Here is a 12,605-nt window from a genome sequence, read left to right on the forward strand (position 1 = left end):
GAGGATTTACATGCTAAGGGCTATGTATTAATAAGGTTTTAATCTTCGCAAAGTCATATGTAAACCTCATACCAGGAAGTGAAAAGGAGGTGAACAGGGTGGAAACTTGGCTGCCTTTCATTACAGATGTCGGCTTCCCGATAGCGGTAACTTTTTATTTACTGCACCGCGTTGAGGGAAAACTTGATCTATTAATTGAAACGCTTCATCAACTGCCTGAAAAGATTTATTCGGTCAAATAAAAAAGACGAGTCTGAAAGTGGTCATACACTTCTCAGACTCGTCTTTTTATTGATTAATTCGTCAGACCCCACTCATTAAATGGATAAATCACGAGCTCTGTTCGACCGATAATCTCGCTTTCTTCAACGAAACCAAGTCCATTACGGCTGTCTTTACTGATGGAACGGTTATCTCCCATCACAAAATAGTGGTCTTCTGGGATCTCTACTTTACCAAAGTCTCTAGTGGCGTGAATCGCTGTTTGATTAAGGTAGGGCTGATTTTGTTCTTTCCCATTTATGAACAAAGTATGATCGCGTATTTCAATCGTATCTCCCGGCTGACCTACAATGCGCTTCACATAACTCTTTACCGGCCTTTCAATAATGACGATGTCTCCCCGTTCGGGTTCATCAATGTAATAAATAATTTTGTTGAACATGACGCGTTCACCATTTTCAAGTGTCGGGTCCATACTGGCGCCTTCTACAATAGAAGTAGCAAAGAAAAAAGTACGTAAAATGAATGCTAACGCAATGGCTACGACGATGGCTTTAATCCACTCGAGCCATTCGTTCTTAGATTGCTCTGACACTTCTTATCTTCCTTTCTCCATGAACATGGAATTAGATAATGTTCACTTCTTCTATATTTTATCACATCCCACTTAAAAGAAAAGACAGGAAAGCATTGATTTAACAGATAATTTACATGTGTAAAATTATTGTCGATTGAATAGAAGTTTTGGCAACTACATTTACAAATATAAAAAATCTTGAGATAATTTTTCTGTCAAGGGGAACACACATTCTTTCCCGTTGTTTTGTTGTAACATGCCCTTAAAGTCAAGGAGGTAGCCTGTCGTGACTACATCAAAGGAAGATCCTGTTTCCATTAAAATAGAAGCACTTCGCAAACGGATGACTGAAGTTGCGTTAGAAAAAGGTTTTTCCAGTGAAGAGACAGTTAAAATCAGCCAGGAGTTAGATGCTGTCCTCAATCAAATTGAACATAAAGCTAATAAGTAAAAGCCTGCAGCTTAAGCTGCAGGCTTTTTTTAATCGGCGAGAAAAGCTTCCAGTCTGTCCAGTCCTTTTTTGAGGGTGTCCTGACTATAAGCATACGATAATCGCATGTACCCTTCGCCGTAAGTAGAAAATGCATCCCCAGGAACCAAGGCAAGACGGCACTCTTCTAAAAGCTGGACGGCTTTTTCAAAACTCGTCATCCCATCCATAGGAAACTTAGGGAAGATATAAAAGGCTCCGTCAGGCACGACGTAGTCAAGTCCCATTCCAGATAACCGTCTCATTACATAATCCCTTCGTTCTTTATACTCTTCCTTCATAAAGGAGGGATCTTCTTTTCCATTAGTCAATGCTTCGAGCGCTGCATACTGGCTGATCGAAGTCGGGCAGGAAACATTGTACTGATGTACTTTTAAGATGTGCTTGGCAAGCCAGGAGGGAGCAAGTAAAAAGCCAATTCTCCACCCGGTCATGGCATGGGACTTGGAAATACCGTTAATTACAATGATGTGATCCCGGACATCCGAAAACTGGGCGATGGATGTATGATTCCCCGTATAAACCAGTTCACTATAAATTTCATCGGCCAATCCGAACAGTTTATATTTCTTCAATACATCTGCAATTCCGCGTAACTCACTTTCCGTCAACGAAACTCCCGTAGGATTAGATGGATAGGGAAGGATAACGGCTTTCGTTTTTGATGTTATGGATTGTTCAAGCTGCTTAGCTGTGAGTTTAAAATCCTGCCCTCTCGTATCTACATACACGGGGGTGGCTCCCGCAAGTTTAATCAAAGGTTCATATCCAGGGTAAACAGGACCTGGTAAAATAACTTCGTCTCCTGGGGTAAGAATAGTTCGAAGTGTGGCATCAATCGCCTGGGAGGCTCCGACCGTCACGATTATTTCTTCCTCGGCTTGATAGGATAACCCATATTTTTCGGATACATATTGTTCGATGGCCTGTCTTAGCTCAAGAATTCCAGCATTCGGAGTGTAAGTCGTCCTGTTATACTGGATCGCATTTACGGCGGCCTGCTTAATATGATCAGGTGTATAAAAATCTGGCTGGCCAATTGTAAGGGATATGACATCATCATATTGGTTCACCATATTAAAAAAGCGGCGAATTCCTGATATTTGGATATCGTTTAGGCGGGGATTGATATATTGTTCCATTGCTGAGCACCTCTTTACATATATTTAACAAAATGTTCAAACAATTTCGATAGTTTCTCTGTAGAATTTTGTTATAATTTGATTGTAGTTTAATAGAAAGGAGTTTGATTGTTATGAGAATGAGCAGAATCTCTTTTGAAGAATTAGTCGCTCAAAATAAACAACAGCTTTTAGAAGATCAGAAAGCCATTGATAAAATTGAAGAACTAATAGATGAAAAACACACAAAGAAACTTGAATCCTCTTATGTTAACTGATGATACCATATGAGAAAAGCAGCCGCATACCAGAGGGCTGCTTTTTTAGTTTTTGGCTTGTTAAACTTCCGTGTTGTTTTTTAGGTTAAGCTCCCGTTACTTGAAGACTCAGTTTCGAGATATTGGAAGTGAGGGAAGTCCTGCGGGGGGCGATTCGCTTTCCGGCCCTGCATGACGCAGGGTCGTTCGACGTTGCCACACGACGTGGCGTTATTAGTCGAACCTCTTCTGCGCGGAACCTCCTCAGGCTTCGCCTTCCGGGGTCTCCCCTGTCATTTTCATCCCACAGGAGTCTTCATCGTCCCCCTCTGGACCTTGCGAAATAGGGAGCTCGAAATGCACTTCGAAGATGCCTGTTCGACAAAGATAATGAACCTGAGAAGCGAAAGAGTATCTAGCTTATTTAAGTGTATAAATCCCGCTTTATAAGCATTTAAGGCTGCTTCAGGATGATTCCCCCTCTTATGAAAGGGGCCGTTTTACGTTTCAGGCTGGGTGGCGAAGGAAACGACGAGACCCCACAGGGAGTGACAGCGACCGAGGAGGCTTGCCAGTTTCCCCGCAGGAAAGCGAGTTGTTTCCGCAGCCATCCCTCCTCTATATTAAGTAACGGACCTAAGATATCTCGAAACTGAGTCTTCAACTATACGGCCCTATTGCGTAATAAGCCTCTTATGAAAAATCAACACGGAAGTTTAACAGATCCTGGTTTTTAGTAAGATGTAAGAAGACATAAAGCCACAGATAGGCAGGATGATTTAAAATTGGCATATCACTGGTATAATAAGGGGTACAAGCACAAAGGAGGTCCATCGATGAAAGATACGGGTTTAGTTTTAGAAGGCGGAGGCATGAGGGGAGCTTATACGGCAGGTGTTCTGGATTTCTTTCACGACGAAGGAATCCAATTCCCATTTGTGGTAGGTGCTTCAGCAGGTGCCTGCAATGGAAGCTCCTATGTGGCTGGACAAAGAGGCAGAAATTATGAAGTCATGGTTGAATACGGGGATCATCCCGAGTACATATCCTATAAACGAATGTTTACGAAACGGCAGTTATTTGGAATGGATTTTATTTTTGATAAACTTCCGAATGATCTGGTTCCGTTTGATTATGAATCGTTTCAATCAAAGAAGGCTGATTTTGTGGTTGGAACAACCGATCTTGAAACTGGGGAACCCCAGTTTTATGATCATTTCCCAACGAGGGAGAGTCTATTGAAAGTGATGCGTGCATCGAGTTCTCTTCCATTGGTTGCCCCGAGCATTATGTATGATGGGAAACAATTGATGGATGGGGGGATTTCGGATCCGATTCCAGTCGGTCCTTCAATTAAGCATGGAAACGCTAAACATGTATTCGTGTTAACTAGAAATGACGGTTACTTAAAAGGAAAGATGAAATTGGGCTGGTATTTTAACCGGAAATATAGACAGTTTCCGATGTTCGCTCAATCCTTGATTAACCGCCATGAACGTTATAATGAAAGATTGAATGAAGTGAAGCGGATGGAACAATCAGGAAAAGCCTTTGTACTCCGGCCAATGAAGCCCCTTCAGGTAAGCCGCATTGAAAGGAACCGGGATCGTCTTCACCAGTTGTACACTCAAGGATACGAGGAAGCGCAAAGCCAGGCTGATCAATTGGCAGCCTTTTTACAAACCTGAGGGAAGGGATGATCTGAGTGAAGAGAAGCGAACAAATTAAGTCCGCCATTATTCACACCTTCCAGGAGCATCAAAATAAAGAGAACAGGCCGGCTATGGAAGCCTACATGAAACACCAGTTCCTGTTTTATGGCATTAAAAGTCCTGAGCGCACACCCATTCTGCGTCCGATTTATAAAGAATATAGGACGATTTCGGAAACTGAACGGATGGATGCGGCCATCCTGCTATTCCAGCAGCCAGAAAGGGAATGTCATTATGCAGCTCTTGGATTATTGGAAAAAGGTGTGAAGAAAGCCGTTCCATCTTCTATCGCGGTTTATAAAGAACTGATGATGACTGCCTCATGGTGGGATACCGTGGATATGATTGCGTCCAATTTATGCGGCGGATATTTTAAGCGTTATCCTGAACAATTAAGACCAATCACTGAAAACTGGAGCCATTCCAGCAACCTTTGGGTAAGGCGTTCCAGCATGCTTCATCAATTAAAGTATAAAGAGCAGACAGATAAGGGGTTATTATTCGAGACGGCACGTCAGCTGAAGGGCGAGAAAGAGTTTTTTATCGAAAAAGCAATAGGCTGGGCGCTTCGCGAATATAGTAAAACAGATACGGAAGCCGTAGTCCAATTATTGGAGTCGGAATCTTTCCGGCCTTTGACCAAAAGAGAAGGATTAAAGTGGGCAAAGAACAAAGGACTGCTATCTTCTTAAGTTTATTCTCCATGGGATATGTTCATAATGGTTGTATCATGAACACGGGGAGATGCTTTGTATGGAGAAGTGGATAGATTATGCTGTGCTGGATCATGTGATTGCGATGTTAAATGATGATGTGATTCGTATGGTCGGCTTTAAACCGGAGCATATACAGTTTTTTCTAGTTTTTGTCCTGGTTATGTCCTTGATGTGGGTCTCTCGTCCCATCATTGAATGGATGATGGTAAAAAACTGGAACACCTTTGCGAGCTATTTTACAAGCAGCTTAATTACGATTGCGTTCTTACAGCTCGTGGACAGGTATGCGATGAGTCAGGAGCAGTCGACACTTCCGGATTACTACTGGTCTATTTGTCTGCTTGCGGTCAGCAGCTATGGAGTCATGTACGTACTATTTAAAATGTGCAAAAAAACATGGACTCATCTGAGAGAGCGAGCGAAAAAACAGGCTGCGTAGTTTTCTGAAACCTTCTGCCTTTACAATTCGTAAAGCTTACAGAAGGGGGAATACACCATGATGATGGAATTTAACCTGACGCTTCTGTTCACCTTTCTTTTATTTGGTCTGCTTTTATTGGTTTTAAATATCGTAACGAGTATATGGTCCTACCGTGACTCTCGAAGAAAAGGGAGGAGTTCGGAGTTTGCCATAATGGTTTTACTCGGCACCTTGTTTTTCCCTGTCATAGGTCTCATCGTCTATTTAGTCATCAGAAATGATAGTTAGAACACCCTCTCTGAAAGGGTGTTTTTTTATGGTTCTATTCTGTTGAATAAGGAGTTTCTGAAGACGATATATAGAGAGAATGAACGAAAATAGGAAGGACGATAACCTATGGAAAATCAGCAAGGCGTACTCCTGGAAAGTGGAACGAATGAGCTGGAAATCGTAGAATTCGGCATTGGAACCAATCGATTCGGTATCAACGTAATTAAAGTAAAAGAGATACTTAACCCGCAGCCTATTACTCATATTCCTCACTCGCATCCTTCCGTGGAAGGAATTATAGAAATAAGAGGGGAAGTCGTGCCTGTGGTTGATACCGCTCACGCTCTGGGCTTTGACCCTTCAGCTCAACCTGCACAGGATAAATTCATTCTAGCGGAGTTTAATCAAATGAAAATTGCTTTTCATGTGCATACGGTCACACGAATTCATCGGATTTCCTGGGAGCAGATGGAGAAACCAAAAAAAATGTATCAAGGACTGGAAACGAAAATTACAGGTATTGTAAAAATGGAGGGCGACATGCTGCTGCTTTTGGATTTTGAAAAAGTGGCCGCTGATATTAGTCCTGAGTCCAGTATCACTAAGGAACAGTTACGGAACCTTGGGGAAAGGGAGAGATCCGAAAAAAGGATTATGGTCGTTGAAGACTCCAGCCTTCTCCGGGCGTTGTTACAGGAGACACTTGAAGAAGCGGGGTATGACCAGACTGTTGTATTCGAGGATGGAAAAGAAGCACTCGATCATCTTAAGCAGCTAGTGGATGAAGGGAAAGTGGTAGAAGAAGAATACCAGTTGGTCATCACGGACATTGAAATGCCGCAGAAGGATGGGCATCATCTGACGAAAATCATTAAAGAAAATGAAGAGATGACGGCTCTTCCGGTTATCATTTTTTCTTCTTTAATTACAAATGATCTTCGCCATAAAGGGGAAAAGGTCGGAGCCGAGGCGCAAGTATCCAAACCTGAAATTCTTGAACTGGTCAAATGGATCGATCACTATATCTTATAACGGAAAAAGCCGCTGAATCCCAGCGGCTTTCTCTGCATTATTTTTCGATATTCAACCGTTTGTAAAGTTCATCGTGCCAGGCATATGCCTGCTTGGATAATGTTTCAGGTCCGGTTTTGGTAGGGGACGCTTCCACAATGATTTTTTGCTGATGCTCCGACAGGTGTTCAAAAGCAGCACGCATTTCTGTTGTGTATTCCATGTATTTCTTTAGATGGTATTGGAAATCTTCCAACATATCAGTACTCATTTGTATCATCCTCCTCTACAACCTCTATTTCCTTATTATTCAAGCGGTAAAACATGGTTCAGAACATCTCGGAAAATTAATTATGCTTACGGCGTCTTTGGTTCCACAGGGATACATCACGCTGGCCAAGAAAACTGGAAGCAGGACGGGACTGAGAGGCGTAGGCTGGCTGCTTCTTCACAGGCTGTTCCCAATTCAAATAACGATAAAGTATTCGCTTGGCTTTGGACAGAGACAATTTTGGTTTTGGATTTCTGTACGACTGGTCGACTTTACCCAGGTGTTCTAACTGGTCGAAATCCTGTTTGTTCGCTGGAATATGAAAGTAGTACCCGGCAATTTCAATGAGGAGGGTGGAATGTTGCTGGCTTAGCTTAGGGTGATCTGAGAAATGGAGTCCAATTTTTTTAGCGCGGCTTTCCTGCAGAAGTTTATCAATTGTATATTTTTTTATATCATATAAGTGTTTAGGTTCGGGTGCCGTTTTGGCGTGTCGGTTAACAATAAACAGGGATTCGGCCAATTCTCTGTTTGAGAGAGCATAATTCTTCATAACATTTCTCCTTTCTATCCAATTGTGTAAATCTATCATATGTGTTTTTTGTTATAATTGCAAAAAATTTACATTTAATTTTACGGAAAATGTGAAACAACATGCTTCGTATACTAAGAAACTTCTTACACAATAGGTCCGTTTACTGTAAGACTCGACTTCGAGATATTGTGTGGAGAAAGGGGCTCCAGGGAACGGCTCGCTTTCCGCGGGCATGTGGTGAGCTTCCTCGGGCTTAACAGCCCTGCGGGATCTCACCGATCATGTTCATCCCGCAGGAGTCTTCGCCGTTCCCTTCCGCCCCTTTTCGTTCATGGAGAGTTCTAACGTCTCTGCAACATCTCCTTCTAATGAACAAGAATCATGTATTCTCCACCCTGAGTTTTAATGGTTGTTTACGCGTAGCGACCGAATTTGAGGCAGATGAAGTACAACTCTTGTCTGCTGTAGCAGGGTTCGTTCACTAGATACCGTTGGGGTGGCGGAATAAACGACGAGACTCCCGCGGGAGAAGGAGCTAGGCGAGACCCCACAAGGAGTGGTAACGACTGAGGAGGCTTGCCAGTTCCCCCGCAGGAAAGCGAGTTGTTTCTGCAGCCACCCCTTCTCTATATGAAGTAACGAACCAAAAATATCTCGAATTCAAGTCTACAAGTAATGGGAGCTTTTCTTTAATGATCTGCGTAATGTTTCATTAGACTTCTATTGATTTTGTTTTAATGTTTGCAAATCTTCAATAATCTGATCCACACTTCCAGCTTCTGTACCGTTATAGCTTTTAATGACCTCTCCTTCTGGAGTGACCAGGTAAAAACTGGTTCCGTGAGCAACCTGGTTGGAGTTCTCCAGCTGTTTAACTGGAGATTGAAAAGACTTGATCGAAAATTCTTTTACCTCCTGGAAGGAATAACCCGTAAGAAAGTTCCAATGGCTGAAATCAGGCTGATAGGGTTCAGCAAACGACTTCATTTTCTCAGGAGTATCAGTATCAGGGTCTACACTCATAGAAACGAGCGGGACCTCCATCCCTTCCTGGTCAAGCTCCTGCTGTAAACGGGACATATTTCCGGTCATCGGCGGACATACCGTCTCACAACTTGTGAAAATAAAATCAGCAATCCAGTATTCACCGCTGTAGTCTTCCGGCAGAATGACTTTTTCACCATCCTGATTTACAGCTTCAAGGGAATTCACATCCCTGGACATATTTGTTTCGATTGGAGACCCGCATGCTGTCAGAAGTAAAACTGCCAAACCGAGTACCCATATTGTTCTGCGTTTCATGTAAATCCCCCAATTTACTTTTCTCTCTTCTAAGTGTACCACTGCTTTCCGGCAGGCAGTCATCGAGTGCTCACTGTCAAAAAATAGTTAGATTTCTGGTGATTTTAAGCGGAAGATCGAGAATTCCGGGCGACAGAGAAAGCGGTAGGGCATCCGTGTAGTACCTAAACCTCGGCTTACAAATAAATCCATTCCATCTGGGAGACGATAATGACCCTCTACATATTTTTCAGCTAAAGGAGGTGTAACCAGGTAGCCGTAGATAGGGAGCTGTACTTGTCCGCCGTGACTGTGACCAGATAACTGAACATCTACCCCATACCGCTGGACTTGGTCAGCTATGTCAGGTTCATGGGCGAGAAAAAGCGTGAAACTGTTTTCGCTACGTTGGGCCAGGGTCTCTTCTATGTCTGGACGTCCAAGCATTACGTCATCTAGTCCGGCAAGGGTAAAGGATTCGCCTTCTTTCTGAATCGATGTGTGTTCATTTTGAAGCAGGGTAAACCCTCCGCGTGACATAACTTCATAAATCTTCTCTGTACCGTATCCACCATGGTCATGGTTGCCATAAATCCAGTACTTTCCGAGTGGAGCTTCTAATCGGTTTAATAAGGCTGGCAGCCGATCCGTAAAGGAGTAGGTCTGCGGTTCATCTACTAAATCCCCGGTAAATAAAATTAAATCCGGGTTTCTTTGATTCATGGTTTCGACCAGCTGCTCGAATTTATTTAAATCATAATGAAATCCGATGTGTGTATCGGAGAATTGAAGGATATCGACGTTATGAAAGCTTTTGGGAATCTTCGAATGGTTAATGCTGAACTTTTTTACGGTTAATAAATCAGGTTCTATATACTTGGCATAATAGTAGCTCAGTCCACTTAAACCTAGAAATCCTAGAAAACTGCGCACCATATTCTTAATGAACTTGCGCCTGGTTAATTTCATAGAAAGTCCTCTCCCCTGAATTCTTTGGTCATTATACCACGAAAATCTTTATTCAAACTTAGGAAGATTCTCCTCCTTTTTAATATTTTTTTAAAAATGAACAGGAATTCATTTTTTTATGTGGAATGTAGAATATATAGAGAGATAGGAGGATGATGAAATGAATAATCAGGTGGTCATTATTACAGGGGGCTCAAGTGGTATGGGGCTCTATATGGCTAAAAGATTTCTTGAAGAAGGTGCTAAAGTCGCGATCACAGGACGATCGCAGGAGCGTTTGGAGGAAGCAAAAAAGCAGATCGCTGGAGAAAATGGAGACCATCTTCTACTAATTGCTATGGATGTGCGTGAAGTGGAAGACACAAAGAGAATGGTTAATGAAACCGTGGATGCATTTGGTAGAATTGACCATTTGGTTAATAACGCAGCCGGTAATTTTATCGTGCCCGCAGAAAAGCTATCCCCAAACGGATGGAATTCGGTCATCAATATTGTATTAAATGGAACGTTCTACTGCAGTCAGGCCGTCGGTAACTATTGGATAGAAAACCAAATCAAAGGATCTATTTTAAACATGGTCGCTACATATGCATGGGGTGCAGGAGCTGGTGTTATTCATTCTGCATCGGCAAAAGCTGGAGTGCTTGCTATGACGAGAACGCTTGCTGTGGAGTGGGGAAGTAAGTATGGAATCAGAGCTAATGCCATTGCTCCGGGACCGATTGAACGGACAGGGGGAGCAGAGCGATTGTTTCAATCCGAAGAAGCGACGGAACGCACGTTGAAGTCTGTTCCTCTTGGTAGAGTAGGACAACCTGAAGAAATTGCTGGTCTTGCTCGTTTTATACTCTCCGATGAAGCCGCTTACATGAACGGGGAAGTCGTTACGTTGGATGGAGGTCAGTGGCTGAATAAATTTCCATTTTAATTGGTAAATTAAAAAAATTATTAAAGAAACCGCTGCACGCTGCAGCGGTTTCTTTGTGCAATTAGATTACATAGAAGAAAATAGTGAAGAAATGAAAAATAGAGCCACCAAGCACAAATAAATGCCAAACCATATGGTGGTACGTGAAGCTTCTCCATACATAAAAGATTGAACCGATGGAATACATCACACCCCCGAGGATCAGGTAAGTTATTCCTGCTGCCGGCACTTCAGTGGTTAACGGTCCCCACGCAATAATAAGAAGCCATCCCATTAGTACATAGAATAGTGTAGAAAGAACGACAAAACGTTTTACAAAAAAGACTTTGAAAATGATCCCTAAAATAGCCATTCCCCATATAATTCCAAACAGTGTCCATCCTAAGGAACCACGCAGTGGCACGAGTAGGATCGGGGTATAGGTCCCTGCAATAAACAAATAGATAGCTGAATGATCGAAAATCTCGAATAAGTCTTTCATTTTCCCAGCTGGAAAACTATGCACAAGTGTAGAAGAAACGAACAGCACAAGCATGGTAACCCCGTATATAGAAACGGACACCACATGCCAGGCGTTTCCTTCCAGACTTGCAAATACGACCAGCATCACCAGCATACCTACACTTAATACAGCACCAATCCCGTGCGTAATAGCGTTCGCTATTTCTTCGCGTCTTGAAAACGTGTGTGTCATCATTAGTTTCTCAGCCCCAATAAATTCATGTTGCTTTTTATTATACGCCTTCGTAAATATTTAATAAACAACAAGGTTTATATATAGATAGATAAGGGGTATAAAAAATAGACTGAAAACCCTTCAGGAAAAGGTTTGTCGGAATTTGCAGGTCGAGATTTATCCAGATGTATGTTACTATATTTACTGGTTAACCAAAGCGTCTTTCTGCTCCTTCAGTTGCAAGAGAAAAAGGAGAGAACAAGTTTATGGTAAGTTTAGAAAAAGAAGCATTAGTTATTCCAAAAGTATCCGAGTTAATGATTTCTTCTGAAAAAGTAGCTCATGTCCAAGTTGGCAATCCATTGGAGCACGCTTTGCTGGTACTGGTAAAGACCGGTTATTCTTCTATTCCTGTTTTAGATCCGACCTTTAAGTTTAAAGGGGTCATCAGTAAGTCGAAGATTTTAGAAGAAACTCTAGGCATTGAAGAATTTGAATTAAACCGTTTATCTGATATTCAAGTAAAAGAAGTGATGGATAAGGATTTTCCATATCTCCATCATGAAGACAGTATGATTGACGCTTTGCATAAGTTAATTGATTTTCCTTTCGTCTGTGTAATTGACGATGATGGTGAATTTGATGGAATTGTCACCCGGCGTACCATTCTTAAGCAATTTAGTAAGCATTATCACGAGACATTTAAATGGGTATAAACAAAAGACTATAAATAGCAGCTATGATAAAATAGAGGGCATCACATCGGTGCCCTCTATTTTATTATGGTTCAGGTCAGGAAAATCTACGAGATGATGTTCCAATAAAGCTCCCATTACTTGAAGACTTGATTTCGAGGCTTTTGTGAGAATTTGGTCCTGCGGGGGACGATTTCGCTTTTCGCGGGCATGTGCTGAGCTTCCTCGGGCTTAACAGCCCTGCGGGATCTCACCGATCATGTTCATCCCGCAGAAGTCTTCATCGTCCCCCTCCGGACCTGGCCAAATCAAAAACTCGATACCCTTCAAGACATCAACGAGTGAATGAGAAAAATGCATGTGCTCATGAGGCTGTTCTTATGCTATAACGATGTAAAATAGCCTGTCATAAAAGCATTTAGGACCGATTAAGAAGGAGAGCATTCTCTCTTA

At 42.2% G+C, this 12,605-nt stretch carries 17 protein-coding genes; 10 read left to right on the plus strand and 7 right to left on the minus strand.

What is annotated here, in order from left to right; genetic code table 11:
- Positions 1-98 precede the first annotated feature (98 nt).
- On the plus strand, positions 99-242 hold the full coding sequence (locus HBHAL_RS20835; RefSeq protein ID WP_087946067.1) for a YvrJ family protein: 144 nt from the start codon (positions 99-101) through the stop codon (positions 240-242).
- A gap of 53 nt (positions 243-295) precedes the next feature.
- Here the strand turns inward: HBHAL_RS20835 and lepB are convergent, their stop codons facing one another.
- The gene (gene lepB, locus HBHAL_RS08730) at positions 296-817 is read right to left on the minus strand and encodes a signal peptidase I (RefSeq protein WP_014643013.1); all 522 of its coding nucleotides are present in this window, start codon (positions 815-817) and stop codon (positions 296-298) included.
- Positions 818-1,085: 268 nt separating this feature from the next.
- On the opposite strand from lepB, the gene HBHAL_RS20840 reads away from it, so the two are divergent.
- On the plus strand, positions 1,086-1,250 hold the full coding sequence (locus HBHAL_RS20840; protein ID WP_014643014.1) for an aspartyl-phosphate phosphatase Spo0E family protein: 165 nt from the start codon (positions 1,086-1,088) through the stop codon (positions 1,248-1,250).
- A gap of 29 nt (positions 1,251-1,279) precedes the next feature.
- On the opposite strand, the gene HBHAL_RS08735 is transcribed toward HBHAL_RS20840, so the two are convergent.
- On the minus strand, positions 1,280-2,431 hold the full coding sequence (locus HBHAL_RS08735; RefSeq protein ID WP_014643015.1) for an aminotransferase A: 1,152 nt from the start codon (positions 2,429-2,431) through the stop codon (positions 1,280-1,282).
- A 113-nt stretch (positions 2,432-2,544) separates the two neighbouring features.
- On the opposite strand from HBHAL_RS08735, the gene HBHAL_RS20845 reads away from it, so the two are divergent.
- The 6 genes from HBHAL_RS20845 to HBHAL_RS08760 all read left to right on the plus strand — a co-directional run bounded on the left by HBHAL_RS20845 (position 2,545) and on the right by HBHAL_RS08760 (position 6,818).
- Positions 2,545-2,688 carry an FbpB family small basic protein gene (locus tag HBHAL_RS20845; RefSeq protein WP_014643016.1) on the plus strand — a complete coding sequence of 48 codons (144 nt, stop codon included), beginning with the start codon at positions 2,545-2,547 and terminating at the stop codon, positions 2,686-2,688.
- 815 nt (positions 2,689-3,503) lie between these two features.
- Entirely contained in the window at positions 3,504-4,355 is an 852-nt protein-coding gene (locus tag HBHAL_RS08740) for a patatin-like phospholipase family protein (RefSeq protein ID WP_014643018.1), read from the plus strand.
- A gap of 17 nt (positions 4,356-4,372) precedes the next feature.
- Entirely contained in the window at positions 4,373-5,071 is a 699-nt protein-coding gene (locus HBHAL_RS08745; RefSeq protein ID WP_014643019.1) for a DNA alkylation repair protein, read from the plus strand.
- Positions 5,072-5,132: 61 nt separating this feature from the next.
- Positions 5,133-5,534, plus strand: a complete 402-nt coding sequence (locus tag HBHAL_RS08750; protein ID WP_014643020.1) for a hypothetical protein — start codon at positions 5,133-5,135, stop codon at positions 5,532-5,534.
- A 63-nt stretch (positions 5,535-5,597) separates the two neighbouring features.
- Positions 5,598-5,804 (plus strand): PLDc N-terminal domain-containing protein, encoded by a 207-nt coding sequence (locus HBHAL_RS08755; RefSeq protein ID WP_087946127.1) that lies wholly within the window; start codon positions 5,598-5,600, stop codon positions 5,802-5,804.
- Between the two features lie 108 nt (positions 5,805-5,912).
- The gene (locus tag HBHAL_RS08760) at positions 5,913-6,818 is read left to right on the plus strand and encodes a chemotaxis protein (protein WP_014643021.1); all 906 of its coding nucleotides are present in this window, start codon (positions 5,913-5,915) and stop codon (positions 6,816-6,818) included.
- Between the two features lie 37 nt (positions 6,819-6,855).
- Here the strand turns inward: HBHAL_RS08760 and HBHAL_RS08765 are convergent, their stop codons facing one another.
- The 4 genes from HBHAL_RS08765 to HBHAL_RS08780 all read right to left on the minus strand — a co-directional run bounded on the left by HBHAL_RS08765 (position 6,856) and on the right by HBHAL_RS08780 (position 9,853).
- Positions 6,856-7,068: a hypothetical protein gene (locus HBHAL_RS08765; protein ID WP_139205846.1), complete on the minus strand. Its 213-nt coding sequence runs from the start codon at positions 7,066-7,068 to the stop codon at positions 6,856-6,858.
- Positions 7,069-7,144: 76 nt separating this feature from the next.
- On the minus strand, positions 7,145-7,621 hold the full coding sequence (locus HBHAL_RS08770; RefSeq protein WP_014643023.1) for a YkyB family protein: 477 nt from the start codon (positions 7,619-7,621) through the stop codon (positions 7,145-7,147).
- A 702-nt stretch (positions 7,622-8,323) separates the two neighbouring features.
- Positions 8,324-8,905, minus strand: a complete 582-nt coding sequence (locus tag HBHAL_RS08775; RefSeq protein ID WP_041601298.1) for an SCO family protein — start codon at positions 8,903-8,905, stop codon at positions 8,324-8,326.
- An 87-nt stretch (positions 8,906-8,992) separates the two neighbouring features.
- Positions 8,993-9,853, minus strand: a complete 861-nt coding sequence (locus HBHAL_RS08780) for a metallophosphoesterase (protein WP_014643025.1) — start codon at positions 9,851-9,853, stop codon at positions 8,993-8,995.
- Between the two features lie 160 nt (positions 9,854-10,013).
- Between HBHAL_RS08780 and fadH the strand changes: the two genes are divergently transcribed.
- Positions 10,014-10,781 (plus strand): 2,4-dienoyl-CoA reductase, encoded by a 768-nt coding sequence (fadH, locus tag HBHAL_RS08785; protein WP_014643026.1) that lies wholly within the window; start codon positions 10,014-10,016, stop codon positions 10,779-10,781.
- A 61-nt stretch (positions 10,782-10,842) separates the two neighbouring features.
- Here fadH and trhA read toward each other — a convergent pair whose 3' ends face one another.
- The gene (gene trhA / locus HBHAL_RS08790) at positions 10,843-11,478 is read right to left on the minus strand and encodes a PAQR family membrane homeostasis protein TrhA (RefSeq protein ID WP_014643027.1); all 636 of its coding nucleotides are present in this window, start codon (positions 11,476-11,478) and stop codon (positions 10,843-10,845) included.
- A 245-nt stretch (positions 11,479-11,723) separates the two neighbouring features.
- Here trhA and cbpB point away from each other — a divergent pair, with 245 nt between their 5' ends.
- Positions 11,724-12,173, plus strand: coding sequence for a cyclic-di-AMP-binding protein CbpB (cbpB, locus tag HBHAL_RS08795; RefSeq protein WP_014643028.1), 450 nt, complete (start codon positions 11,724-11,726; stop codon positions 12,171-12,173).
- Positions 12,174-12,605 lie beyond the last annotated feature (432 nt).

Origin of the sequence: Halobacillus halophilus DSM 2266 (assembly GCF_000284515.1) — a bacterium.
GTDB classification, from domain to species: domain Bacteria; phylum Bacillota; class Bacilli; order Bacillales; family Halobacillaceae; genus Halobacillus; species Halobacillus halophilus.

What these genes read in the sequence shown, in the direction of transcription:
- HBHAL_RS08735 (WP_014643015.1), bottom strand. Translation starts at nt 2,431, where the DNA reads ATGGAACAATATATCAATCCCCGCCTAAACGATATCCAAATATCAGGA.
- HBHAL_RS20845 (WP_014643016.1), top strand. Translation starts at nt 2,545, where the DNA reads ATGAGAATGAGCAGAATCTCTTTTGAAGAATTAGTCGCTCAAAATAAA.
- HBHAL_RS08740 (WP_014643018.1), top strand. Translation starts at nt 3,504, where the DNA reads ATGAAAGATACGGGTTTAGTTTTAGAAGGCGGAGGCATGAGGGGAGCT.
- HBHAL_RS08750 (WP_014643020.1), top strand. Translation starts at nt 5,133, where the DNA reads ATGGAGAAGTGGATAGATTATGCTGTGCTGGATCATGTGATTGCGATG.
- HBHAL_RS08755 (WP_087946127.1), top strand. Translation starts at nt 5,598, where the DNA reads ATGGAATTTAACCTGACGCTTCTGTTCACCTTTCTTTTATTTGGTCTG.
- HBHAL_RS08760 (WP_014643021.1), top strand. Translation starts at nt 5,913, where the DNA reads ATGGAAAATCAGCAAGGCGTACTCCTGGAAAGTGGAACGAATGAGCTG.
- HBHAL_RS08765 (WP_139205846.1), bottom strand. Translation starts at nt 7,068, where the DNA reads ATGAGTACTGATATGTTGGAAGATTTCCAATACCATCTAAAGAAATAC.
- HBHAL_RS08770 (WP_014643023.1), bottom strand. Translation starts at nt 7,621, where the DNA reads ATGAAGAATTATGCTCTCTCAAACAGAGAATTGGCCGAATCCCTGTTT.
- HBHAL_RS08775 (WP_041601298.1), bottom strand. Translation starts at nt 8,905, where the DNA reads ATGAAACGCAGAACAATATGGGTACTCGGTTTGGCAGTTTTACTTCTG.
- HBHAL_RS08780 (WP_014643025.1), bottom strand. Translation starts at nt 9,853, where the DNA reads ATGAAATTAACCAGGCGCAAGTTCATTAAGAATATGGTGCGCAGTTTT.
- fadH (WP_014643026.1), top strand. Translation starts at nt 10,014, where the DNA reads ATGAATAATCAGGTGGTCATTATTACAGGGGGCTCAAGTGGTATGGGG.
- trhA (WP_014643027.1), bottom strand. Translation starts at nt 11,478, where the DNA reads ATGATGACACACACGTTTTCAAGACGCGAAGAAATAGCGAACGCTATT.
- cbpB (WP_014643028.1), top strand. Translation starts at nt 11,724, where the DNA reads ATGGTAAGTTTAGAAAAAGAAGCATTAGTTATTCCAAAAGTATCCGAG.